The organism is Actinomadura formosensis NBRC 14204 (assembly GCF_001552155.1).
Taxonomy (GTDB): domain Bacteria; phylum Actinomycetota; class Actinomycetes; order Streptosporangiales; family Streptosporangiaceae; genus Spirillospora; species Spirillospora formosensis.
The window spans coordinates 1-23289 of sequence record NZ_BCQQ01000035.1 but is presented as its reverse complement, the minus strand read 5'-3'; the positions used below and the strand labels follow the sequence as shown (position 1 = coordinate 23289).

The 23289-nt window shown below is 71.9% G+C and carries 24 protein-coding genes and 1 pseudogene; 18 read left to right on the top strand and 7 right to left on the bottom strand.

What is annotated here, in order from left to right; all coding sequences use genetic code 11:
- Positions 1-47 precede the first annotated feature (47 nt).
- Together AF1_RS11960 and AF1_RS33195 are read left to right on the top strand one after the other, a co-directional pair.
- A complete protein-coding gene (locus AF1_RS11960; RefSeq protein ID WP_067796668.1) occupies positions 48-320 on the top strand; it encodes a hypothetical protein in 273 nt (90 codons plus the stop codon).
- 109 nt (positions 321-429) lie between these two features.
- Positions 430-1737: a DUF2786 domain-containing protein gene (locus tag AF1_RS33195; RefSeq protein ID WP_067796665.1), complete on the top strand. Its 1308-nt coding sequence runs from the start codon at positions 430-432 to the stop codon at positions 1735-1737.
- 93 nt (positions 1738-1830) lie between these two features.
- Here AF1_RS33195 and AF1_RS11950 read toward each other — a convergent pair whose 3' ends face one another.
- Positions 1831-2043, bottom strand: a complete 213-nt coding sequence (locus tag AF1_RS11950; protein WP_067796662.1) for a helix-turn-helix domain-containing protein — start codon at positions 2041-2043, stop codon at positions 1831-1833.
- A 585-nt stretch (positions 2044-2628) separates the two neighbouring features.
- Here AF1_RS11950 and AF1_RS11940 point away from each other — a divergent pair.
- Complete coding sequence (locus AF1_RS11940) at positions 2629-3579, top strand: hypothetical protein (RefSeq protein ID WP_067796655.1); 951 nt, start codon at positions 2629-2631, stop codon at positions 3577-3579.
- A gap of 1273 nt (positions 3580-4852) precedes the next feature.
- Complete coding sequence (locus AF1_RS34250) at positions 4853-5605, top strand: hypothetical protein (protein WP_131732539.1); 753 nt, start codon at positions 4853-4855, stop codon at positions 5603-5605.
- Between the two features lie 279 nt (positions 5606-5884).
- Here AF1_RS34250 and AF1_RS11930 read toward each other — a convergent pair whose 3' ends face one another.
- On the bottom strand, positions 5885-6670 hold the full coding sequence (locus AF1_RS11930) for a hypothetical protein (protein ID WP_067796650.1): 786 nt from the start codon (positions 6668-6670) through the stop codon (positions 5885-5887).
- A 286-nt stretch (positions 6671-6956) separates the two neighbouring features.
- Between AF1_RS11930 and AF1_RS11925 the strand changes: the two genes are divergently transcribed.
- Positions 6957-7787 carry an aldo/keto reductase gene (locus tag AF1_RS11925; RefSeq protein ID WP_255218797.1) on the top strand — a complete coding sequence of 277 codons (831 nt, stop codon included), beginning with the start codon at positions 6957-6959 and terminating at the stop codon, positions 7785-7787.
- A 96-nt stretch (positions 7788-7883) separates the two neighbouring features.
- Complete coding sequence (locus tag AF1_RS11920) at positions 7884-8759, top strand: serine/threonine-protein kinase (protein ID WP_165488356.1); 876 nt, start codon at positions 7884-7886, stop codon at positions 8757-8759.
- A 9-nt stretch (positions 8760-8768) separates the two neighbouring features.
- On the opposite strand, the gene AF1_RS11915 is transcribed toward AF1_RS11920, so the two are convergent.
- A complete protein-coding gene (locus tag AF1_RS11915; RefSeq protein ID WP_067796640.1) occupies positions 8769-9431 on the bottom strand; it encodes a thiaminase II/PqqC family protein in 663 nt (220 codons plus the stop codon).
- Positions 9432-9560: 129 nt separating this feature from the next.
- On the opposite strand from AF1_RS11915, the gene AF1_RS11910 reads away from it, so the two are divergent.
- The 3 genes from AF1_RS11910 to AF1_RS36285 all read left to right on the top strand — a co-directional run bounded on the left by AF1_RS11910 (position 9561) and on the right by AF1_RS36285 (position 12552).
- Entirely contained in the window at positions 9561-10844 is a 1284-nt protein-coding gene (locus AF1_RS11910) for a citrate synthase (protein WP_067796637.1), read from the top strand.
- A gap of 128 nt (positions 10845-10972) precedes the next feature.
- Entirely contained in the window at positions 10973-11887 is a 915-nt protein-coding gene (locus AF1_RS11905; RefSeq protein ID WP_067796634.1) for a hypothetical protein, read from the top strand.
- An 11-nt stretch (positions 11888-11898) separates the two neighbouring features.
- Positions 11899-12552 carry a nucleoside triphosphate pyrophosphohydrolase gene (locus AF1_RS36285; RefSeq protein WP_242608748.1) on the top strand — a complete coding sequence of 218 codons (654 nt, stop codon included), beginning with the start codon at positions 11899-11901 and terminating at the stop codon, positions 12550-12552.
- A 54-nt stretch (positions 12553-12606) separates the two neighbouring features.
- Here the strand turns inward: AF1_RS36285 and AF1_RS11895 are convergent, their stop codons facing one another.
- Positions 12607-13281 (bottom strand): response regulator, encoded by a 675-nt coding sequence (locus tag AF1_RS11895; protein WP_174548847.1) that lies wholly within the window; start codon positions 13279-13281, stop codon positions 12607-12609.
- A gap of 8 nt (positions 13282-13289) precedes the next feature.
- Positions 13290-14420 carry a sensor histidine kinase gene (locus tag AF1_RS11890; protein WP_207394005.1) on the bottom strand — a complete coding sequence of 377 codons (1131 nt, stop codon included), beginning with the start codon at positions 14418-14420 and terminating at the stop codon, positions 13290-13292.
- Between the two features lie 158 nt (positions 14421-14578).
- On the opposite strand from AF1_RS11890, the gene AF1_RS11885 reads away from it, so the two are divergent.
- Positions 14579-15484 (top strand): ATP-binding cassette domain-containing protein, encoded by a 906-nt coding sequence (locus AF1_RS11885; protein ID WP_067796631.1) that lies wholly within the window; start codon positions 14579-14581, stop codon positions 15482-15484.
- The gene (locus AF1_RS11880; RefSeq protein ID WP_067796628.1) at positions 15481-16260 is read left to right on the top strand and encodes an ABC transporter permease; all 780 of its coding nucleotides are present in this window, start codon (positions 15481-15483) and stop codon (positions 16258-16260) included. The genes AF1_RS11885 and AF1_RS11880 overlap by 4 nt, the downstream gene beginning before the upstream one ends.
- Positions 16261-16370: 110 nt before the next feature.
- On the opposite strand, the gene AF1_RS11875 is transcribed toward AF1_RS11880, so the two are convergent.
- Positions 16371-16679 (bottom strand): hypothetical protein, encoded by a 309-nt coding sequence (locus tag AF1_RS11875; RefSeq protein WP_067796626.1) that lies wholly within the window; start codon positions 16677-16679, stop codon positions 16371-16373.
- Positions 16680-17257: 578 nt separating this feature from the next.
- Between AF1_RS11875 and AF1_RS11870 the strand changes: the two genes are divergently transcribed.
- Positions 17258-18124, top strand: a complete 867-nt coding sequence (locus tag AF1_RS11870) for a helix-turn-helix domain-containing protein (protein WP_067796756.1) — start codon at positions 17258-17260, stop codon at positions 18122-18124.
- Positions 18125-18175: 51 nt separating this feature from the next.
- Here the strand turns inward: AF1_RS11870 and paaI are convergent, their stop codons facing one another.
- The gene (gene paaI, locus AF1_RS11865) at positions 18176-18610 is read right to left on the bottom strand and encodes a hydroxyphenylacetyl-CoA thioesterase PaaI (protein ID WP_306303160.1); all 435 of its coding nucleotides are present in this window, start codon (positions 18608-18610) and stop codon (positions 18176-18178) included.
- 133 nt (positions 18611-18743) lie between these two features.
- Between paaI and AF1_RS11860 the strand changes: the two genes are divergently transcribed.
- From AF1_RS11860 to AF1_RS11835, 6 genes and pseudogenes are all read left to right on the top strand, one after another.
- Entirely contained in the window at positions 18744-19145 is a 402-nt protein-coding gene (locus AF1_RS11860) for a nitroreductase family deazaflavin-dependent oxidoreductase (RefSeq protein WP_067796623.1), read from the top strand.
- Positions 19146-19248: 103 nt separating this feature from the next.
- On the top strand, positions 19249-20325 hold the full coding sequence (locus AF1_RS11855) for a phosphotransferase enzyme family protein (protein WP_067796621.1): 1077 nt from the start codon (positions 19249-19251) through the stop codon (positions 20323-20325).
- 109 nt (positions 20326-20434) lie between these two features.
- Entirely contained in the window at positions 20435-21301 is an 867-nt protein-coding gene (locus tag AF1_RS11850) for an NAD(P)-dependent oxidoreductase (protein WP_067796618.1), read from the top strand.
- Between the two features lie 69 nt (positions 21302-21370).
- A complete protein-coding gene (locus AF1_RS11845) occupies positions 21371-21760 on the top strand; it encodes a VOC family protein (RefSeq protein ID WP_067796615.1) in 390 nt (129 codons plus the stop codon).
- 140 nt (positions 21761-21900) lie between these two features.
- Complete coding sequence (locus tag AF1_RS11840; RefSeq protein WP_067796612.1) at positions 21901-22722, top strand: hypothetical protein; 822 nt, start codon at positions 21901-21903, stop codon at positions 22720-22722.
- Positions 22719-23289, top strand: a pseudogene (locus AF1_RS11835) (hypothetical protein); the annotation flags it as partial. The gene AF1_RS11840 and the pseudogene AF1_RS11835, both read left to right, overlap by 4 nt.

Genomic DNA, 23289 nt, shown 5'->3' with positions numbered 1-23289 from the left:
TGCAAAGCTCCGTCTGTTCCTTTCCGACCGCCGACAGGACGCGACCAATGTTCGAGATCTGGGAGACGGGCGAGCCGGCGCGGCTCATCAGCGACGCGGGGAGCCTGAAGGGGGCACTGGAGAAGGTCGACACCATGTGCCGGCTCAAGCACGACCAGGCCGTCGCCCACATCGAGGATGCCCGCAAGGGCTACCACTTCGAGATCAGGGACCAGGAGGGCAGGGCCCTCGCGCGGCTCAGCTACGTCCCCGACACCTCCCGCGCGTACCAGAGCGTCGTGGTCGAGGAGATGCGCGGCGAGCGCTACGCCGGCTCCTGACCCGCTCACCGGCACGGCCCCGGCCCGGACGGCCGGGGCTTTCGCATGTCCCCGGCCCGGGGATGACATGATGCGTCCTGGCCTTCGATGTCGGAGGACGGGAGTCCCGGTGCGACAGGCATGGCGGCGCGGCCCCGGGTCGCCGGCGTCGAACACCGATCGCTGCCTCGCCGCGCGGCTGCGCCGGGCGGTCACCACCGCCTGGGACCGTGGCTGGCAGCCGGCCGACGTGGTCCGCTTCGCATCGCGGCGCCTCACCGCCGGACACGCCCGGCTCGCAACGGACGCGATCGCGGACGAGATGCGCGCCTACCCCCGGACCTCCGTCGACGCTCAATGGCTCGACCAGCTCGCCGCCCTCGGCGCCGCCGTCTGGTGGACAGGCGACGACTCGCATCCGTCCGAGTGGTGCGGCCGGGAAGGCGTGCACCACGCGGTCTACGTGACGTGTGCGATCGAGCTCATCCATCTTCTGGAGGCACTGCCGAAGCTCCCGTCCCTGGGCCCACCGCCCGGCAGGGTGCCCCGAGACCCCCGCGGCGGGTCCGCACACGGCACCCGGCAGGGCGGCGCGAGAACGTCCGATGACGGCACGCCTGGTGAGGGTGCCTCCAGGGGGAACACGGCCGGCGGCGGCGCGGCCGGCCGGGGCGCGCATGGCGGGAGCCGGTTCGCGGACGCGGCCGGGGGACGTGAGCGGGCGGTGGATCAGCGGACACTGGGCCGGGTCCGGGCCCTTCTCGCCAAGGCCGAGTCCACCGAGTTCCCCGAGGAGGCGGAGGCGCTGAGTGCGCGTGCTCAGGAGCTGATGGCACGGCACAGCATCGACCAGGCGCTGCTGGACGCGCAGGCGGGCGGCACGGGCGGGCCGGCCGGGCGGCGCATCGCAGTGGACAACCCGTATGAGGCGCCCAAGGCGGCCCTGTTGACGGTCGTGGCGGACGCGAACCGCTGCCGGGCGGTCTGGCATCGTGAGCTGGGTTTCTCCACGGTCCTGGGTTATCCGGCCGATCTGGCCGCCGTGGAGATGCTGTTCACATCGCTGCTCGTGCAGGCGACGTCCGCCATGGTGCACGCGGGTCCCCGCCGCGACGCGCGGGGACGGTCACGGACGCGGTCGTTCCGCCACGCGTTCCTCAACGCCTACGCGGCCCGTGTCGGGGAGCGTCTGCGGGAGGTCGCGGGTGAGGCGGCCGGCAGGGCGGCCGCGGGCGCCGGCGGGAAGGATCTTCTTCCCGTACTGGCGGCGCGCGACCGGGCCGTCGAGCGGGCCGTCGACACGATGTTCCCCGGCCTCACCGAGGGGCGGGCGGGTTCCGTCTCCAACTATGAGGGCTGGGTGGCCGGGCGGGCGGCCGCCGACCTCGCCAACCTGAACGGGCGCTCCGAGGTCACCGGGGCGTTCCGCCGTTCGTAGCGCACGGGGTCCCCCCGGGGGGCGAGGGGGACGTCCGGTCATGTACTCGCTTCTTCCTTGTACGGACTGGTCTTACCTGGTCGCGGGAGCGGTTCAGTTCTTCTTGCGCCGGGTGTTGCCGCCCCGGCCGCGCAGCGGCACTCCCGCCTCCTTCAGGACGTTGTAGATGAACCCGTACGACCGGCCGGTCTCGGCGGCCAGGTCGCGGATGCTCTCGCCGGCCGCGTACCGCGGAGCGAGCTCGGCGGCGAGCTGCGTGCGTTCGGCACCGGTCACGCGGGTGCCCCTCGACAGTGTTCGAGCCACGGGGACCTCCTATTCCAACGCTGCGCGGCGGGGCCCGTCCCCGCAGCTCACAGCAGTGTTGATCTCCCCAAGGTACACATTCCCCCTGATTACGCCGTCGATGCCGCGCGAATCCCCGCGAATTCGGCCGAAGCTGGTCTTTTCCGTGGTGAACGGCGTGTCGGAACTGGACAGACGGGCTCCGAGCCACTGCCGGCCGCCGTTCCGCAGGATCATCGTCCGCGGCGGCACCCGCACCGGAACCTGCCCTTTGCGGCCCCGCCCGGCTCCGTCGACGTCACCGCGGACGCCGCCGCCACAGGCCGTCACCTCCCCGATGACCTCCACCGCGGGTGACGAGAATTTTACCGATCGTCGCGGCTGACCTCCGGTGCATCGCGCCGCGCCCCGGCCCGGCAAGCCCCGCCGGCACGGATTCGCCCGCCAAGCCCGCTTCACATGGGTCTTCGTGAGCACTTTGGCCGGCCTCCGGGTGCCGTACGTCCCGGGCCGACCGGTGACTTATCCCCAGAATCTCGTTCTACTGCTTCCGGTCTGGACGGTCGCGCATGCTGGCCGTGTCCCGTCCCCGGAAGGAGCGGCCCGATGACCACGATCACGTTCCCGGTCCCGTCCACCACCACCTCGCGGTTCGCCGTGGCCGCCGGCAGCGTCCCGCACGACCTCCCCGACCTGCTGAACCGAACCGCATCCGGCCCGTACCACGCCCACATCACGGGGCGGCTGGGCTCGTCCCAGCTCCAGGTCACCCGGGAGGACCTCGCCACCCTCCGCTGGGATCCGGGGGACGTCCGCGCGGCCCGTCCCGAAGACGGACGGGCCGCGCGGACCTTCCACGACGCGACGGAGTTCGCGGTCGTCACCGCCTTCGCGCCGATCACCGACCAGCCCCGTGGCGTCCAGGTCGCCCGCGCCGCCGCCTACGCCATCGCCGAGGCCACCGGCGGCATCACCGCCGACCTCATCACGGGCCACATCCTGACGCCGTCCACCACCGAGAGGACGCGCTTCGTACTGGCCGACAACTGGCTGGGCGACATCCTGCCGCCGTTCCGCGCCAACGGCCGCTGCACGGCCGCCGACCCCGAACTGGACCCCGAGGGCGTCAACGGCTGCGCCTGCGTCCGCCTGCGCACCGGCGGCCTCCGCCGCTTCGGCCTCCCCGAACTGCAGATCACCGGCGTCGCCTGCCCACACGACCTCGCTGCGCTCAACGTCCTGCGGACGACCGCCCGCCGCCTCCTGACCGACCACTGGTCATGGCTCGCCGGCGGCCCGGCCACCGGAACCCGCACCGTCCCGGCCACGCTCGACCTCACCCAGCGCGACTTCAACGAGTTCTGGGGATCGACACGCCGCATCCACCTCACCCCACCGGTCCCGTTCCAGGTCCGCCTCACCCCGCTGACCGCGCGCCTCCTCGCCGTCGGCCCGCCCGAGGACTTCGGCGGCACGGTCAACGACTGGCTGTGGGGCGACACACTCCCCCTGGGCATGTACGACGTCCTGCTCTCCCCCGCAGACCGCGCCGCCTGACCCGAGCCTCCCGCCCGGCCACCCGGCGAGCGGCTGGAAGGAACAGCGGCGAACACCGCCCCGGGCAGATGCAGGGCCTCTTAGGCGGGCGCGAAGCACCCCCCGGACGGGGGCGAAGCATCCTGGGCGGGTGCGGAACACCCGGGCAAGTGCGGGGCGTCCCGGGGCGGGTGCGGGATACCCGGATAGATACGGAGCATCCCCGGCGGGGGTGGGACATTCCAAACAGGTGCGGAGCATCCCCGGGGCGAGGGCAGGGCACCCCGGGCGGGGCGTCCTGGGTTGGGGTGGGTGGGGTGGCGGTCTGAGTGTGGTGTTCGAGGTTGGGGGCCTCGAACTCCAGGGCCGAGAGCGTGCCGCTTGATCTGTGCCGCTTGCCTCGCTGGCGGCGAGTGCGGCTTCTGGCATCGCGCCGCCACCCCGCGCATGCCGTTCCGCCTCCTCAAGAACGAGTTGTTCTTCGGCGCGTACCCGCGACCGTGTGAGCGGTGTCCTCGTAAAGCACGTGGCGGCGGGAGAGGGAGTGCGTTTCCAGGGCGCCGAACCGCGCCGCACACCTTCCGCGAGGCAGGGCATCGGCATGCCGGAACCGTCTGCCACATACCGCTCATTTCGGTCGTGGTGCAGGGGTCGGCCGCACATGATCAATGATCAACTGTGAGCAATGTTCAACGCTCCGTAGCCAAATTGACTACGATCGGCATTCTCACGGTGACCGAACCGATCCCCCCGAGGCGAGATGAACCGTTTCCTGGCATATCCCCGCCTTGCCGTCCTGCTCGGCGGCTGGCTCCGCTGCGCCTGCGGGCTGATGGCCTGTACCGCGATCGCCGCCGCCCTCTCCATCGGCGCCGCCGCACCTTCGTACGCCACCGACCGAGCCGGACCGGAGCCGCGCGGATCCGTGCCGCCGATCTGCCGTCACGCCGCGGGCATCGGCGACCGGCACACCGCGCGCAAATGCAGGGAGGCATGGCGGTCGATGCACGAGAGGTCTCCCCGGAGGCCGGAGTTCGGCCGGGGGTTCCCCCGCTGGGCGGACCGGCACACCGGGAAGCCCAGAACCGGGCGCAGGACGCCCTCACCCGCACCGCTCGCGAAACCGCGCCCGAGCGCCCCCCTGCCGGATCCGCGCCCCGCTCCGCCGGATCCGCGCCCCGCTCCGCCGGATCCGCCGGGCGGCAGGCCGTCCTCTCCCACCCGCGCGAAGGCCACATCCCGTCCTGCCTCCCCCGCTCCGGGACCAATTCGCACACAGAATCAGGCCCGGGAGGTGGAGTCTCCTCCTCGCTCGTTGCGGCCGGTCGTGCTGCTGAGCCTGCTCGTTCCGGCGGCGGCGGTGATCTGCTATCCCTTCCGCCACCGCGTCTTCGCCTTCGCCGGCGCGGGCCTGCCCGTGCTCCGCACACCCGATGTGGAAGAGAGGCGGCCGGCCGCATTCGGCTACCGTCCCGTCCTCGACCCATTCGCCGTTCCGGCCATGGGCCTGTCGGGCCCCGGCGCCGTCTCCACCGCACGCGTCCTCGCCCTGACCGCTCTCGGCTATCACGGTGACGACTCCCTGGTGGTGATCCCGCGTCCGGACGCGACCACCCTGTTCGGGCTGGCCGAGGACGAGTTGCTCGACGACGAGACCCCCGGCCTGTTCATCCCCGGCAATCTCGACGCCGCGGTCGCCTACCTGGAGACCGAACTCGTGATCCGCCGGAACACCGGTGTGACGCAGGCACGCCGGCTCCTCCTGGTGGCCGACTGCGCCCAGGAGATCGGCAGGATCGAGGCGCTCCTCGCCCGGCATCCCGGCGGCGCCTCCGCGATCCTCCTCGGTCCCTGGACGGGCGAGCAGGCCACGATCGACGACAACGGCCTCGTCAGCGCCCCTCCCTCGCTGGCTCTCGGCTTCCCCGGCTGCGTCCCGGCGATGTCCCGCACAGAGGCCCGGGACCACCTCCTGGCCGTGCTGGCGCAGCACGGGAAGACTCGGGAATCCTCGCCCAGACGCCGCTCGTCCCCGCGGCGCCCCTGACCGGCGGGCCCATGTGAAGGACGACCGGAACGCGACGGGCGCGGCGTCCGCCAAGTGCCGGCACCGGCCAGATACGGCGCTTAGGGGGCGACCGGCGCCAACCCCGATTGCGCCCGGCCACGCGAGGCTCCATGGGGCGGGCCATCGGCCGTGCTCACGGCGAGGACGGCCGAAGCGATCACGCCGTCGTTCAGTGCCCGAGGGGCAACGCCCGCCGTCACGGCGGCCCATGATCGTCCAGGCCGGCGCCCCCATGAGACGCCCCCCGGTGAACGGTCTTCAGGGCGTTGCCCGTTCGTATTCGGCGATTTCGGCTCGGACTGAGGCGAGGCTCCGGAGCGCGCGGCTGAGCGGGGCGATGTCCGGTGGCCGACCGGCGGCATCGTCGGTGTAGGCCGAGCAGCGCAGGATCCAGGCGCGGATGACGTCCTTGATCCGAGCCTCGGACCTGCGGGTCTTGGTCAGGGCGAGGTGACGTTTCTCCGCTGCCACCTCGTGGGCCAGGGGCTCGTCCGCCCTCAGTGCCCGGATGTCGGAGAGGGCGTAACGGCCGAGCCGGTCCGTCATGAGGCCGCGCTCGGCGGCGATCCGGTCGAACGTCCGGCGGGGCCATCCGAGGATCGCCGCCGCTCCGCCCGCGTCGACGGTGTCGGTGAGGGGCCCCTTCCTTGCGGTGACGACCTTCCGCACGACGTCGGGATCGAGCCGGTCGAGGTCGCGCATGAGGTAGACCGGGTGTCCGCGGAAGCTGCTGACGACGCTGAGGGCGCCCTCGGCGACCAGGACCTCGATGTCCCGGCGTTCTACGTCGAGGCCCACCCGGGTGGCCAGCCGAGCGGCGGCGCGTGCGGAGCCGATCGGCGGTTCGTCCCCGAATCTGGCGACGATCTCCTTGCCTCGTTCCCGGACCGCCTCGGCGAGGCCGGCGGACCAGCGGTCCCCGTCGACGTCGGGCCCGGGCAGGAGCCCATGTTCCAGACCGACGCGCAGCTGCCATCGGGCGAGCCCGAGATGGCCGGCGAACTGGTGCGGGCCGTACCGGGTGGGGTTGATCTGTTCGGGCATCGGCGTGCCTTTCGTACCGCGATCGACATTGACGCGGACAAAGCCTCGCGGACGAGGAACCCCGAGAATAGTAGAACGTGATTCTGTGGATAGCCGACCCCGGCAGGGCGCCTTTCATTGGGCAAATCGGACAATTATCCGGGCTCTGCTGCGCGGCCGGGCGTGCAAGGGTGGGGAGATGGACGCTATACAGAGGCTGGGCATCGGGCTTGCGGCACTCGGGCGGCCCGCATACATCAATCTGGGCAGGGCCGGCGAGCTTCCACCTCGCCGGAGCGTGGAGTTGATGCGTGCGACGACCTGGGACGTCCTTGATACGGCCTACGCGGCGGGCATCCGCTGGGTGGATGTCGCACGCTCCTACGGCAAGGCCGAGGAGTTCCTTGGGGGCTGGCTTGAAACCCGCGATCCCGATGATGTGACGGTGTCCAGTAAGTGGGGATACACCTACGTCGGCGATTGGAAGATCGATGCTCCCGTGCACGAGGTCAAGGAACATAGTCTTGACCGCTACCGTGCGCAGTACAGAGAGACACGCGAGTTGCTGGACGGACACCTCTCCGTCTATCAAGTGCATTCGCTGACCGAAGATAGCCCCCTGTTCCAGGACATCCGTCTACAGGAGGCCCTGGCGGAACTGAGCGCCGAGGGCATCCGTGTCGGGTTCTCCACGTCGGGCCCAAGGCAGGCTGACACCATCCGCCGGGCGATGGCGCTGGACGTATCCGGCCAGAGGCTTTTCAGCACCGTCCAATCAACGTGGAACATCCTGGAGACCTCGGCCGAGGACGCTCTGCGCGAAGCGCACGATTCGGGGTTGCGTGTTCTTCTCAAGGAGGTGCTGGCCAACGGGAGGCTCGTCATACGGCCGCCCGTGGCCGTGCAGACGCTCGCGTCCAAGAGCGGCATGCAGCCGGATGCCCTGGCGTTGGCGGCGGCCCTTTCCCGGCCCTGGGCGGACATCGTTCTCATCGGCGCAGTCAGCCCGGCGCAACTGGAGTCGAATCTGGCGGCGGCGAAGATGTGCCTGGACGAGCGCGAACTGCTAGTGCCGGCCGGCCTGAGCATCTCACCGGAGCGCTATTGGGCGGAACGGAGTGCGCTGCCCTGGACGTGAACGGGCGCATGGTCGGGCGAAGGCCCGCGCCGTGGCACGATTGAGCGCGCCCCACCATGATCGGATCTCCGTGCCATGCAGTCAGAACCTCCAGAGATGATCGGCCCGTACCGTGTGGTCGGCCGGCTCGGTGCCGGTGGGATGGGTGAGGTGTTCCTTGGAGCCTCGCCCAGCAGGCGTCTCGTGGCCGTGAAGGTCATCCGTCCGGAGCTTCTGGACGATCCCAGGTGGCGGGCGAGGTTCCGCCGGGAGGTGACGTCGGCGCGGTCGGTCAGCGGCTTCTACACCGCGCCCGTCGTCGACGCCGACCCGGACGCGGATCAGCCCTGGCTTGCGACGCAGTACATCCGCGGTGTGAGCCTGTCCAAGGTCGTCCAGGAGAAAGGGCCGCTTCGCGAACAGGCGGCCTGCCGGCTGGGCGCCGGGCTCGCGGAGGCGCTGATCGCGATCCACGGTGCGGGCATCGTGCACAGGGACCTCAAGCCGTCGAACGTCCTGCTCGCTTCGGACGGTCCAAGGGTCATCGACTTCGGCATCGCGAGGCCCCTGGACGCACTGCCGCTGTCCCGTACGGAGATTCTGGGAACGCCCGCCTACATGTCACCGGAGCAGGCTCTCGGCGCCCCCGTCCATCCGGAGAGCGACGTCTTCTCCCTCGGCGCGACGCTCGTGTTCGCAGCGACGGGCTTTGCGCCCTTTGGCACGGGCCACAAGGTCCGCAGCAGGATCGTGTACGGCGACCCCGACCTCACCCGTCTGCCCGACCCCCTGCACGGGCTCGTGGTCCGCTGCCTGGTCAAGGACCCTGGGGAACGCCCCTCACCGGAGCAGGTCCTCGTCGCCCTGTCCACGTTGCTGGACGCCCACTACGGCGAGGAATGGCCGCCCGTGGACATCGAGCAGCTCATCGGCGCCCACGAACGGACCCTGGTCGAGATCACGGCCGAGTTGCCAACGCTCCGTGAGCATTAGGACGACCCATCACGGCAAGCCCTCCGCGAGGACGTTCCAGAACGCGGTCTCGTAGGCGTGCAGAAAGCGGGCCGCGCGAGCGGCCTCGGCGGGATCGTCGCCGGAGGCGAGCCCGGCCGCGATCACGGCCACGGCCTGCTCCTCGAAGCCGGGCGGCGGCGCGGCGAAGAAGTCGAAGAACCCGACGGCCGCGTCGGCGAAGCCGTACCGCGTTCGCAGGGCCCGGGCAACGCGGGCGCAGTACGCGCCCCACTCCTCCAGGTTGGCGAGCATGGCCAAGGCGACCTCGCCGGCCGTCCCGAAGGCCGCCCTCTGCGCAAGGTAGGCCGGGTATGCCTGCGCGAGGGGTCTCGGCTCGTACGCCATGAGATGTTTCTCACTCTTGCCGAGCGCGGCGGCGAAGTCTCCGAGCAGGGCCAGCGCCTGCCCCTCGCCCTGCGCAAGCCCCAGAAACAGCTCACCGGACGGTGAACCGGGGAACCTGGCCGCCAGCAGGGCGAAACTGCGCCGATCGCTACCGACGATCCGGTACTCCTCACCGGCCAGCCAGCCCAGGCGCTCCCGGGGCACGTCTCCCGTTTCGAGCAGGTCGACGAAGCGATTCGGGGTCGTCGCCTCCGCGATCTCCCGGCGCGTGCGTGCGACGAGCTCGGCGGCTCCGTGATCGGTCATGCCCCCACCGGAACATCCGGGCTGGTCATCCGTCAATGGGAAGGGTCAGGATCGGCGTGAATGATCACCTGGATACGATGAAGGGCGAAACGTCTACACAGGTGTAGACCCAGTTGGGAGTGAGCGAGTATGTCGGATTTCGAGCTCAACCACGCGGGCGGCCGGATGCCTCTGGAGGTCACCGAGGCGACCGAAGGGCCGTCAGGACTGGGAGTGGGCAGTCTCCTGAAGGAGACGGGGAACGTCACGCTTGATCCCGGCTTCACCAACACCGCGTCCACCACGTCGACGATCACCTACATCGACGGTGAGGCGGGCATCCTCCGCTACCGGGGCTACCCCATCGAGGAACTGGCGGAGAAGTCGTCCTTCCTTGAGGTGGCCTACCTGCTCATCTACGGCGAGCTCCCGACGGCCGACCAGCTGAGCACCTTCACCGACAATGTGCGCAACCACACGCTGCTGGACGAGAAGTTCCGCGCGTTCTTCTCCGTGTTCCCGCGCCGTGCCCACCCCATGGCCGTGCTGTCCTCCGCGGTCAGCGCCCTGTCGACGTTCTACCAGGACAGCCTCGACCCGTTCGACCCCGAGCAGGTCGACCAGTCGAGCATCCGGCTCATCGCCAAGCTGCCCACGATCGCCGCCTACGCCTACAAGACCTCCATCGGCCAGCCGCTGCTCTACCCCGACAACTCTCTCGGGTATGTGGAGAACTTCCTTCGCATGATGTTCGGTCTCCCCACACAGCCCCACGAGATCGATCCCGAGATCGCGCGTGTGCTCGACATGCTGTTCATCCTGCACGCCGACCACGAGCAGAACTGTTCGACCTCGACCGTGCGGCTCGTGGGATCCAGCCACGCGAACCTGTTCTCGTCGGTGTCCGCGGGCGTGGACGCGCTGTTCGGCCCGCTGCACGGCGGCGCCAACCAGGCCGTCCTGGAAATGCTGGAGCGCATCCACGAGAACGGCGATGACATCGACTCCTTCGTGGCTCGCGTCAAGAAGAAGGAGCCCGGTGTCAAGCTGATGGGCTTCGGGCACCGCGTCTACCGCAACTACGACCCGCGCGCCGCGGTCGTCAAGAAGGCCACCGGCAAGGTTCTGGGCGCGCTCGGCAAGTCGGACCCGCTGCTGGACCTGGCCATGCGTCTTGAAGAGGTCGCCCTGAGCGACGACTACTTCATCGAACGCAAGCTCTACCCGAACGTGGACTTCTACACGGGCGTCATCTACAAGGCGATGGGCTTCCCCACGAACGCGTTCACGGTGCTGTTCGCGCTCGGCCGGCTGCCCGGATGGATCGCCCAGTGGCGGGAGATGATGAACGACCCGTCCACGAAGATCGGACGTCCGCGCCAGGTCTACGTGGGCCCGGGTGAGCGCCACTACGTGGAGCCTTCCGCCCGCTGAGGCGGCCCGGAGGACAACGCCCCGCGCGTTCCGCCCCCTTATCCACAGAATCGCGTTCTAGTGAAAGCGTTCGGCGGCCTCCCCGAGGCTGGACCGCATCCGCCGGTCCACGCCCCGAGGAGGCCGCAATGCGCGTCACCATCACCGTCCCCGACGAGACGACCACCGGCTTCGTCATCGCGGCCGACAAGGACCCCGGCGACCTGCCGACGGTGATCCGCCGGCGGCTCCCCGGCCCGTTCGCCGCAGCGGCGGCAAGGCGCCTCGGCACTCCCCGGCTCGTGCTGGCCTGCCACCCCGCCGCGGGCTCGCCCTGGGACCTGAGCGGGGTGGTCGGCGCCGATGAGGACGACACGGAGAGGATGCGCCGGGCCGCCCGGCACATCGGTGTCACGTCCGTCCAGCCGGTCGGCGATCTTCCATCCGGGCCGCATGTCGCCCGGGCCGCGGCCAAGGCGATCGCCGAAGCGCTCTGCGGAGTGCCCGTGGACCTCGCCACCGGGCGGATTCTGCCCGTGGCCTCCCCCGGACGCCTCGACGAGTTCGTCCTCGCCGACGACTGGCTCGGCACCGTCCTGCCGCCGTACCGGAACTCGGGGCGCTGCACCGCCGACGAGGACGACATCGACGGCTGCTCCTGCGTCACCCTCAAGACCCGCGGACTGGGCCGCTTCGGGCTTCCCGAACTGGAGATCACCGACGTCGCCTGCCCACACGACCTCGCCGCGCTCAACATCCTCCGCACGGCCGCGCAACGGCTGCTCCCCTTGGGCAGGCACGCCGGCGACCACACGCTGCCGGCCGAGCTGATGCTGACGAGCACCGACTTCTCCACGTTCTGGGGCAACCGCGACCCCATGTGGGACGACGGCCCCCTCGCGGTGCACCTGGCCGAAGTCGCACCCCGACGCCTGGCCATACGGCCACCGGCCGACTTCCCGGGCACGCTCAACGAATGGCTTTGGGACGACCTCCCACCCGTCCTGCACGAGTTGCTCAGCTGCGAGCCCGACCATGCCCCGCCGAATCGTCCAGGTGGCTAACGTCGAGCGGCATGGAGAACGTTCACACGCCGGGAACGCTGGCGCGGGTGCTGGCGGACATCGCGGCCGAACGCGACGCCCAGGACCGGATATGGGGCGTCCAAGAGTTCCCCGACGGGAGCGGACCGGAGTTCCGCGAACACGCGGAGGAGGCGAAGCGGGAATGCGGTACCGCCTGGTCACGCGGGGAGCTGACCTGGCGGCACATCCTGGCCGAGGAGTTCTTCGAGGCCCTCGCCGAATCGGAGCCCGCCGCCCTCCGGGGCGAGCTGGTCCAGACCGCCGCGGTCGCCGCGAAATGGATCCAATCCCTGGACCGAAGGCACGGTGCGACGGTCCACCCGACCAAGGAGGGCGACGGGCCGGCGGAGAAGCTCGTCCGGGACCGGATACCCGAGATCATCCGTGCGGCCGGCGGCCTGCCGCAAACCCGCGTCGCAGGCGAAGGAGAGTATGCCGCGCTGCTGCGCGCCAAGCTCTTCGAAGAGGCCGCAGAGTACGCCGCGAGCGGCGACCCGGCCGAACTCGCCGATCTCCTGGAGGTCGTCCACGCTCTCGCGGCCGTTCACGGGCTCACCCCCGCAGACCTGGAGAAGCAACGCGCCGCCAAAGCCGCCGACCGCGGCACCTTCACCGATCGCCTCGTCCTGCACCTCCGCGACTGACCTCCCTCTTCTGACGGCTGGACGCGCCGCAGAAACGGGCGGGTCGTGTTGTCGTCATTGCCGCTGCGGCCCCTGCTGGGGGTGGACCAGGCCGGTTTCGTAGGCGGCTATCACCAGCTGGGCTCTGTCGCGGGCTTGGAGTTTGGAGAGGAGGTGGCCTATGTGGGTCTTGACCGTGGCGGGGCTCAGGTGGAGGTGCCCGGCCAGTTCGGTGTTGGAGAGGCCCCTGGCTATGAGGGTCAGCACCTCGCGTTCGCGGTCGGTCAGGGTGTCCAGGCCCGCGGGCGGCGGCTGGACGGGTGCGGGGCGGCGGATGAACTCGGCGATGAGGCGGCGGGTCACCGTGGGGGCCAGGAGCGATTCGCCGGACGCGACGACCTCGATGGCGGAGAGCAGGTCGGCGGGCGGGGTGTCCTTGAGGAGGAAGCCGCTCGCGCCGGCCTTGAGCGCCGAGTAGACGTAGGAGTCCAGGTCGAAGGTCGTGAGGATCAGGACGCGGACGCCGGGGAGGCCGGAGCAGATCCGCCGGGTCGCCTCGATGCCGTCCATCCCGGGCATGCGGACGTCCATGAGGACGACGTCCGGACGTTCCCGGCCGGCCAGTTCGACGGCCTCGGCGCCGGTGCCGGCCTCGCCGACGGTGCGCAGGCCGGGCGCGGTGTCGATGAGGACGCGGAAGCTGCCGCGCACCAGGGCCTGGTCGTCGGCGACGAGGACACGCAGATCCAACGGGGTTCCTAGGGTTCGTACGGGAATGCGGCCGACACGGCGAAGCCGCCGCCCGGACGGGGCCCGGCGGTGAAGTCGCCGCCGTACATCATGACGCGTTCGCGCATGCCGATGAGCCCGTGCCCGTCACCGCCCGGCAGGACGCGCGCGCCGGGCCCGTCGTCGGTGACGTCGATCGACAGGCGGCGTCCGCCGGCCCTGACGCGGACGCGGCAGGACGCGGGAGCGGCGTGTTTGACGACGTTGGTGATCGCCTCCTGCACGATGCGGTAGGTGGAGAGCTCGACGCCTTCGGGGAGGCCGGAGGCGTCCACGTCCAGGTCGACACGGACGCCGGCCATCGCGGCGCGTTCCGCGAGGACGGGCAGGCCGGCCAGGCCGGGAGCCGGGCCGAGGTCGGCGTCGGTGCGCAGGACGCCGAGGAGATGGCGCATCTCCGCGAGGGAACTGCGGCTCGTGCTCTCGATGACGCGGAGGGCGTCCAGGGCTTCGCCGGGGCGTGCCGGGGCGACATGGACGGCGACGCCGGCCTTGACGGCGATCAGGCTCATGCTGTGGGCGACGACGTCGTGGAGTTCGCGGGCGATGCGGAGCCGTTCGTCCGAGACGGCCTGGTCGGCGAGGCGGCGGGCGGAGTGCGCGGTCTGCGCGCGGCGCTCCCGGACGGCGCGGCCGAGCGTCCAGGACGCGCCGAGGACGGCGAGGCCGAGCACGAACCTGCCGAGGATCTCGGCGTGCCGGCCGGCGGGCCCGACGGTGGCGCCGGCGAAGATGAGCAGGGCGCTGGCGGCGCCGATCAGCGGGGTGGGGAGCCAGCGGCGGCGGCGCCGGGTGAGCGCGACCGGGTAGAGGGCGAACGCGGCGGCGGCGTGGGAGTCCCAGGGCAGGCCGAGCGCGAAGGACGCGGTCGAGGCGGCCAGGACGGCCGCGAAGACGGGCACGGGCCACAGCCGCCGCACCGCGAGGGGCAGGCCCACCGCGGCGGCCAGCGGGACGCCGACAAGCGCGGACTCGCCAGAGGCCGCGGAGAGCGTCAGGAGCACCAGCGTGTAGAGGACCGCGGCACCGGCGTCCAGCCCGATGAGGCCGCGCCGGCCGAACCGCGTGCAGAACGGGGGGCGCAGCTCGGATTCGTCCACGTCACGACGGTAGCGGGACGCCCGGGGCCGGCGCCTCGTACCGGCGGCCGTCAGACCGGGGTCGCAGGCGGGGCGGAGCCCTCGGAGCACGGTCGGACGCGCGGGTCCCGCCCATGCTCCGATGTGGGACGGGGCCGCCCCGTACCAGCCTGGTCCGCATGATCGAAGTACGCGAGCTGACCAAGCGCCACGGCGGGACCACCGCCGTGGATCACCTGTCCTTCGTGGTGCGGCCGGGGACGGTGACCGGGTTCCTGGGTCCGAACGGCGCCGGGAAGACGACGACGATGCGCGTCCTGCTGGGGCTCGGCGGGGCGACGTCCGGCGAGGCGCTGGTGAACGGCGGCCGGTACACCGAGCTGCGGCGGCCGATGCGGGAGGTGGGGGCGCTGCTCGACGCGTCCGCCGTGCACGGTGGGCGCCGGGCGTTCGACCATCTCGGGTGGCTGGCGCGCAGCAACGGGATCGGGACGCGGCGGGTGACGCAGGTCCTGGAGCAGGTCGGGCTCGCCGGGGTGGCGCGCAAGCGGATCGGCGGGTTCTCGCTCGGGATGCGGCAGCGGCTCGGGATCGCGGCGGCGCTGCTGGGCGATCCGGGGGTGCTGGTGTTCGACGAGCCGGTGAACGGCCTGGACCCGGACGGCGTGCGCTGGATCCGGGAACTGATGCGGTCCCTGGCGGCCGGGGGACGGACGGTGCTGATCTCCAGCCATCTGATGAGCGAGATGGAGCTGACGGCCGACCGGCTGGTCATCATCGGGCGCGGCCGGCTGATCGCGGACACCTCGGTGCGGGAGCTGGCGGACCGGTTCCGGCGCGGCGTCCTCGTCCGCTCGCCGCGTCCGGCCGACCTGACCGCGGTGCTCGCCGCCGCGGGAGGCGGTGTCGAATCAGCTCCGGGCGGTGCGCTCAGCGTGACCGGGCTGGACGTGACCGCCATCGGCGACGCGGCCGCCGCGCACGGGATCCCGCTGCATGAGGTCACGCCGCACAGCGCCTCGCTGGAGGAGGCGTACATGGAACTGACCGCGGGCAGCGCCGAGTTCGGGGCGGTGACGCCGTGACCGACGCGCTGGCGGCGGAGTGGTGGAAGCTGCGTTCGGTCCGCTCGACCTACTGGGTGCTGTCGGTGACGGCCCTGTTCACCGGGTTCGTCCTGCTGCTGGCGTTCCAGATGGCGCACGTCTGGGACGGGCTGGCCGCCGACCGCCGCGATGAGCTCCTGCTGCGTCCGCTGCAGGAGCTGGCCGGCTGGGGCGCGTCACTGTGCCTCGGGATCCTCGGCGTGCTCTCCGTCACGTCCGAGTACCGGACGGGCATGATCCGCACGAGCCTCACCGCGCTGCCGGGGCGGCGCACCCTGCTCCTCGCCAAGAGCACGGTCATCGGGGCGGTGGCGCTGGCCGCCGGGGAGGCGGTGACGATCGGCTCGTTCCTCGGGACCCGGCTCATCGTCGGCGACCGGCCCTTCCCCGACCAGCGGGCGTCCATCGCGCACGACCTGCCGGGGTTCGTCCTCGCGGGCACGGTGGTGCCGGTCTTCGCGCTGCTCGGCCTGGCGTTCGGTGTGCTGCTGCGCTCCACGGCGGGATCGATCGTGTCGGTCGTCTTCGCATGGCACGTCCTGCCGCTGCTCGCCTGCCACCTGCCGGGGCCGTGGAACGCGCGGATCGGGTCGGTCATGCCCGGTGCCCTGCCCAGGGAGATGGCGGGGCTCAGCGCGGAGAACTCCGTTTACGGCGACCTCCTGTCCCCGGGAGCCGCGGCGGCCGTGCTGGTGGCGTACGTGCTCGTCCCGCTCGGATTCGCCGCCTTCCTCCTGACCCGGCGCGACGTCTGAACGCGCCTTGTTCGCCCCCTGAACGCACGAACGGCGGCGTCCCGGAGAAGGACGCCGCCTTTCCCATGCCCGCGAGGTGCTGCCGAAGCGCTCAGGCGGGCAGGGCGGGTTCAGCCCGCCTGGAGCGAGGTCGCCCGGACGGCCAGGCGCTCGCGGAGCATGTCGATGGCCTCGTCGATGCGGCGCGCGGCGGCCTGGGCGCGGACGCGCCGGCCGTCGATCTCGGCCACGGCCTGGGCCAGCGCCGGCCGCGGCAGCGACGAGTCGTTGACGACGCTCAGCGTGACCTGGACGGAGGTGACGTGGTGGGCGGCGGTGAGCGCCTCGCGGACGGCGCGCTCGGCGGCGGCGCGCTCGTGCGCCGTGACATCGCCCGAGGTCAGGAACCGGATCTCCGGTCGCTCACGGGTCGCGTTCATGATTCTCCCAGATGCGCGGTGGTGGTCGCCTCTCGGCAGCGGGCGGCGGTGGCCGCCCGCTGCCCGGTCAACGTCCGAGCGGCCGGAGATCTTGCCGGGGCGGGACGAGAGCTTCATCACGTACCGCCCGGCGGGACCGCGCGGGCGCCCCGGCGATTCACCAAATTGCACGACAACCGACATTCACGTGTCACTCGACGGATTGCGGATTGACTTGTCAGGATTGGCCGTGTGCAATGTCACAGAACGGCGCCCAATTGACGCGCCAGCCACCTCCGGGGCCGCCTTCGAAATGACCATCGGGACGACTCCCGTCCCGAAGCGGCGCCACGTTCCGCAGCCGCCCAGCCACCGACTGCACTGGTCACCGGATGTCTCGGCCGGCGCGTCCCGGGCGACGCCGCGCACGGGATCCGTTCGCGAACGCGTTTTCGCTATCTCCCAAAAGCGTGTCCGCATCCTCTAACATAGGTCGGTGCCGTTCCATCAACGAGCAGACCTGTCGACTGGCTGGTGACCCCTTGGCCCAGGATTCAGCTGCCTCCGCGCCTCCGCCCGATGGCGATCCCACCGGACGGCTGATCAATTATCCGCGACGCGGCGGCCCCACCGTCCTGCGCATTCTGCTCGGCGCGCAACTGCGCCGGCTGCGCGAGGCGAGCAGGATCTCCACCGAGCAGGCGGGTTACGAGATCCGCGGCTCCCACTCCAAGATCAGCCGGATGGAGCTGGGACGGGTCGGGTTCAAGGAACGCGATGTCGCCGACCTGCTCACCCTCTACGGCGTCTCCGACCCCGACGAGCGCGCCCCGCTGCTGCGGCTCGCCAAGGAGTCCAACACTCCCGGCTGGTGGCACCGGTACGGCGACATCCTGCCGAGCTGGTTCGAGGTGTACCTCGGCCTGGAGGAGGCCGCGTCACTGCTGCGCGCCTACGAACTGCAGTTCGTGCCGGGGCTGCTGCAGACCGAGGACTACGCCCGCGCGGTCGTCCGGCTCGGCTTCTCCGACGCCTCCGAGGAGGAGGTCGAGCGGCGCGTCCAGATCCGCACGACGCGGCAGGAGCGGTTCACCTCGCCCGGCGCGCCGACGCTGTGGGCCGTGCTGGACGAGGCGGTCGTGCGGCGTCCCCTCGGCGGCCGGGACGTGATGCGGGCCCAGATCAGGCACCTGATCGAGGTGTCGGAGCTGCCCCATGTGACGCTGCAGATCGTGCCGTTCGGGGCGGGCGGGCACGCGGCGGCGGGCGGCCCGTTCACGATCCTGCGCTTCGCCGAGCCCGGCCTGTCCGACGTCGTCTACCTGGAGCAGCTCACCAGCGCGCTCTATCTCGACAAGCCGACGGACGTCGACACCTACATGCGGGTGATGAACAAACTGTGCATCACGGCCGAGCGTCCCGACGACACGGCGCGCTTCCTCACCCGCGTCCTGAAGGACCTCTGACCGGGTCCACCGGTCTGGGGTTCACTGGTCTGGGGTTCACTGATCTGGGGTTCACGGGGCGCCGATGACCCGCCGGTCCCGGCTGCGGCTTCCGCCGCGGAACTCCGCGATGACCTCGCCGTCCGGGACGCGCCGCACCGTCACGTCGCAGACCCCGCTGCGGCCGTAGCGGACGCGTTCGGACGCGCTCGCCTCAAGCACGTCTCCGCCGCGCGCGCTCGCTACGAACACGACGTCGGCGGACGCGGCGACCGTCACGGTGTCGTGGGTGTTGCACGCATAGGCGAACGCGGTGTCGGCGAGCAGGAACAGGTAGCCGCCGTGCGCGATGCCGAAGCCGTTCACCATGGTGTCGGCGACCGTCATCCGCAGCCTCGCCCGGCCAGGCGCGATCTCCACGATCTCCATGGCAAGGTCCTGCGCCACCTTGTCCCGTGCGTACATCGTCTCGGCGCATCGCCGCGCCACTTCCACCGCGTCGTCCACCGGCCCAGCGTAATGAGCCCGGCGCGCCGGCAGGGCACGGCATTGAGTGCCGCACTCCGGGAAGAGCATCTCCCGTTCGGGGGTTGACCCGGGCAGCCGGACAACGGCCAAGGCCGGACCAAAGGAGGATTCGATGCTTTTCGGCAAAGAGCACGTCAAGCGCTATCAGGAGACCGACGGGGCGGAGGGGCACGCCTGGCAGGGCACGACGGCGCTGCTGCTCACCACGACCGGGCGGAAGACCGGCAAGGAGCGCACGACACCGCTCATCTACCAGACCGAGGGTGACGCCTACCTCGTCGTGGCGTCCAAGGGCGGCGCCGACGAGCCGCCGCTGTGGTACCGGAACCTGCAGGCGGACCCCGCGGTGAAGGTGCAGGTGAAGGGCGACAAGTTCACCGCGCGGGCCCGCACCGCGACGGCCGCGGAGAAGCCGGCGCTGTGGCGGAAGATGACCGCCGTCTGGCCCGACTACGACGAGTACCAGAAGAAGACGAGCCGCGAGATCCCCGTGGTGGTGCTGGAGCGCGTCTGAGGCGGCGGACGCGCGTTCCCTTTCGCCGTGCGGGCGGGACGTGTAGCGTCGGCGTAGAACACCCATTCGACCGACGTCCGTCCGACGCAGCCGAGGTGCCGACGTGCCCACGTCCCAGAGCGCTGACACCGCGCCCGCCGCCACGGGGCCGCCGCCACGGCCGCTGCGGCGCTGGGACATCGGCGCGCCGGGCGAGACGAGCCCGCTGGAGGCCGGTCCCGGCCGCCGCTGCTGGCGCGTCGGCACATCCGCGGGGACGTTCTTCCTCCGGGAGTACGCCGAACCCGACCGGCGCCGTCTGCTCTTCCAGCACACCGTCACCACCGCGCTGGACGCGGCGGGGCTGCCGGTGCTCGCCCCGATGCCGGCGCGCGGCGGCCGGACGCTGGTCACCGCGGCCGGTCACGGCTACGTCCTGTACCCGTGGGTGGGGGGACGCCGGCGGGGCGGGCTGGAGCTGACGTTCGGCCAGTGCGAGGCGCTCGGCGAGTTGCTCGGGCGACTGCACGCGGCGCTCGACGAGCTGACGGCGCCCGTCCAGCAGAGCATGCTGGTGCCGACACCGCGCGCCGCGGACGCCTCCGCCGCCGTGGCGGAGATGCTGCGGGACGTCCCGGGCGACGCCGGCGGCACCGACTTCGACGCGCTGACCGGGCGCCGGCTCCGCGAGCGCCGCGCCCTGCTCACCGAGTTCGCCGGGCACCAGCCGCCGGACATCGAGGTGAGCACGGTCGGGTACCTGCACGGCGCGTTCCACGCGGGGCACCTGCGCTACGGCGGGGCGGGCAACGTCACCGCCGTCCTCGGCTGGGACGGGCTGGCGGCGGGGCCGATCGCCGGTGAGGTGGTCCGCTCGGCGGCGCGGCTGTTCGCCTGCGAGGACGAGCGCGGCCTCGATCTGGACCGCGTGCAGGCGTTCGTGCGTGGCCACCGTTCGGCGTATCCGCTGGACGCCGGGCAGATCCAGGCGGCGGTGCACCGCGAGTGGTGGGAGCGGCTCTGCGACGTCGCGCCGCTGCGGCACCGGTACCTCGGCGCGGACGGCACGGGCGGGCGCGGTCCGGCGCCCCTCGTGGCCTGGTGGTCGGCGCATCTCGACCGCACCCTCGACGCGTTCGCCGCGCCGTACGCGGCCGCCCACGCCGACGCGCACGACGACGGCCACGCCCACTACGGCTGACCGATCCTCCCGCGGGCGGGTAGGGACCCACGGGATGCGCGCCGCGCGGCCGTGTGCGAGGCTTGCCCCGGCACGGTTATGGATCGAACAGTTCAAAAAGGAGTGCGAGATGACTCGGGTCGCGATGCTCGGAACCGGGATCATGGGGGCGGCGATGGCCCGCAACCTGCTGCGGAACGGCCACCGGGTCACGGTGTGGAACCGCACGCGGGCGCGCGCCGAACCCCTCGCCGCCGACGGCGCGGTGGTGGCCGGCTCCCCCGCCGAGGCCGTGGACGGTGCCGAGGTGGTCATCACGATGCTGAAGGACGGCGAGACGGCCCTGTCCGTCATGAGCGAAGCGTCGCCGTCGCTGCGCCGGGGGCAGGTCTGGGCACAGATGGGCACGGTCGGCCTCGCGTCCCTGGGACGGCTCGCCGCCCTCGCCGCCGAACGCGGGATCACGTTCGTCGACGCACCCGTCCAGGGGACGAAGCAGCCCGCCGAGCAGGGGAGGCTGCTCGTTCTCGCCGCCGGGCGGCAGGAGGCGCGGGCCGTCCTGGATCCGCTGTTCGACGCGGTCGGCGGCCGGACGCTCTGGCTGGCCGAGGACGGCGCGGCCGGCGCGGGCACCCGGCTCAAGCTCGCCGCGGTCGGCTACGCGATCTCGCTGACCGCGGTCGTCGCCGAGTCCGTCGCGCTGGCGAAGGGCCTCGGTCTCGACCCGGCGCTGCTCGGCGAGGTCCTCACCGGCGGCCCGCTCGACAGCCCCTACCTGCAGATGAAGATGAAGGCCATGGTCGAGGGCGACTTCGAGCCGAGCTTCGCCGCCCGCAACGCCGAGACCAACACCCGGCTGATCCACGAGGCGGCGGAATCCGCCAAGATCCAGGTGGACGTCAACGACGCGGCGGGCGAGCGGCTCCGCCGCGTCATCGAGCGGGGACACGGTGACGAGGACATGGCCGCCACGTATCGCGCGAGCTTCCTCACCTGACCCGCGCCGGGACACCGGCCGGGCGTGGCGGTGCCCGGGGCGGCGCGGCTCCGGGTGAGGATGGCGGGCATGGACGTACTGAGCAGCCGCATCCTGCTGCGCCCGGCCGACCCGGCGCGCACCCGGTCCTTCTACCGCGACGTCCTGGGGCTCGCCGTCCACCGGGAGTTCGGCCCGGCCGGCTCCCCCAGCGTGGTGTTCTTCCTCGGCCCGGGGTTCCTGGAGGTGTCGGGGCACGGCGCGGGCGAGACGGGCTCGTCCCCGATGATCTGGCTCCAGGTGCGGGACGTGCGGGCGGAGCACGATCGGCTCGCCGCCGCCGGGGCGCGCGTCACCCGGGAGCCGCGCGAGGAGCCGTGGGGCCTGGTCGAGATGTGGATCGAGGACCCGGACGGCGTGAAGATCGTTATTGTGGAGGTCCCGGAGGGGCACCCCCTGCGCCGCGACCCGCGTTCCTGATCCTGCCCGGCGCCGTGTTCCGGCCGCACGTGCCGTGGCGGTGCCCGGTCGTGCGGCGCAGGCCGCGCCGATCCCTGGCCGGGACGCGGAAAAGCTGGAAAACACTGGAACTGTCGGGAAGTGGCTGTACTGTCTGCCGCATGCCCCGGTCCCCCGGCGTCCCGACCCCCGACGAGCTGGAGACGCGCATCACCGAGCTGCGCGCCGCCGTTCGGCGGGCCATGGCGGCCGGGGACCGGCGGGCCGCCCGCGCGCTGCGCGCCGACCTGCGCCGGGCCGAGCAGGCGTGGGACGACGCGGTCCTCGGCGGGCCCGCGACCCACGACGACGGCGAACGCGGGCTGCTGCCCGTCCGCGAGCAGGTCCACCAGGCGCTCACGCTCCTCGGCGTCCCGGCGGCGCCGAAGCTGATCGGGGCGGTGTACGCGGCGTTCTTCACCGGCGAGATCCCGGGGAGCCGGCTGACCAGCCTGCGCCGCGACGAGGAACGCTCCTTCCGCACCGCGCCGTACGCGCGGCCGTACTACCTGTGCGCCGCGCTGACCGCCGACCTGCTCGCCCCCGCGCGCGGGCTGCTCACCGTGAGCACCTGGCCGCTGGAGCGGCGGGTCGTCGGGCCGCTGAGCCCGCGCACCGACTTCCTCACCGCCGCGGTACGGCTCGCCGAGCACGCCGGGCGCGGCACACCGTCCCCCGGCGTGCAGCGGCTGCTGTGGCGTTTCGCGTCCAACATTCCCGGTGCGACGACCGGTACGGTCGGTACGGCCGATCCGGCCGTGCTCGCCGAGGCCGCCCGGGCCGAGCTGGACGTGCACCGCGAACCGGACCGGCGGCACCGCGAGGCCGCCGCGGCCCGCGCCCGGGACCGGCTCGACGACGCGGAACGGCTGTTCGGCAGCCGGCTGCGCGCCGTGCGGGCCTCCGGGCGGCACCCTGCCATCGATGGAGAGACCGACCGATGACCGACACCGCACCGGAGCTGGACCGGTTGCGCGGCGACGCTCCGCCGCGCAACCACGACGCCCGCACGATCGCCGCGCTCACCTCCAATCCGGGCTGCGCCCGGCGCGGGGTGATGGACGCGGCGGGCGTCGACAAGGACGCGGTGGCGCGGGCCCTGGGGTTCTCCGCGCCGTTCGGGCAGTCGCAGTTCGCGATCACGCGCGGCAACGTGTTCGAGGCGCAGGTGAAGGCCGACGGGTGCGCGGAGCTGGTGACGCTGCTGCGCGAGCGGCTCGGCCTCGACGTCCCCGAGGTCGCCTACGACGACCTGGAGGTGGTCGCGGGCAGCGAGAGCCGGGAGCTGCGGCACTCGCGGACCCGGCGGCTGCTCGCCCGCGCGCTGGAGTCGGGCGAGGGGACGCTGTTCGACCATCCGCTGCTGCGGCTGGAGATCGCCGGGTGTCCGGCCTATCTGGAGCCGGACGTCATCGCGTTCCAGCTCGCGGGCCGGCTGCACGTCATCGAGATCAAGTCGTTCGCGGTCGTGGACGGGCAGGCCGAGCCGGAGCAGGTCGCCGCGGCGGCCC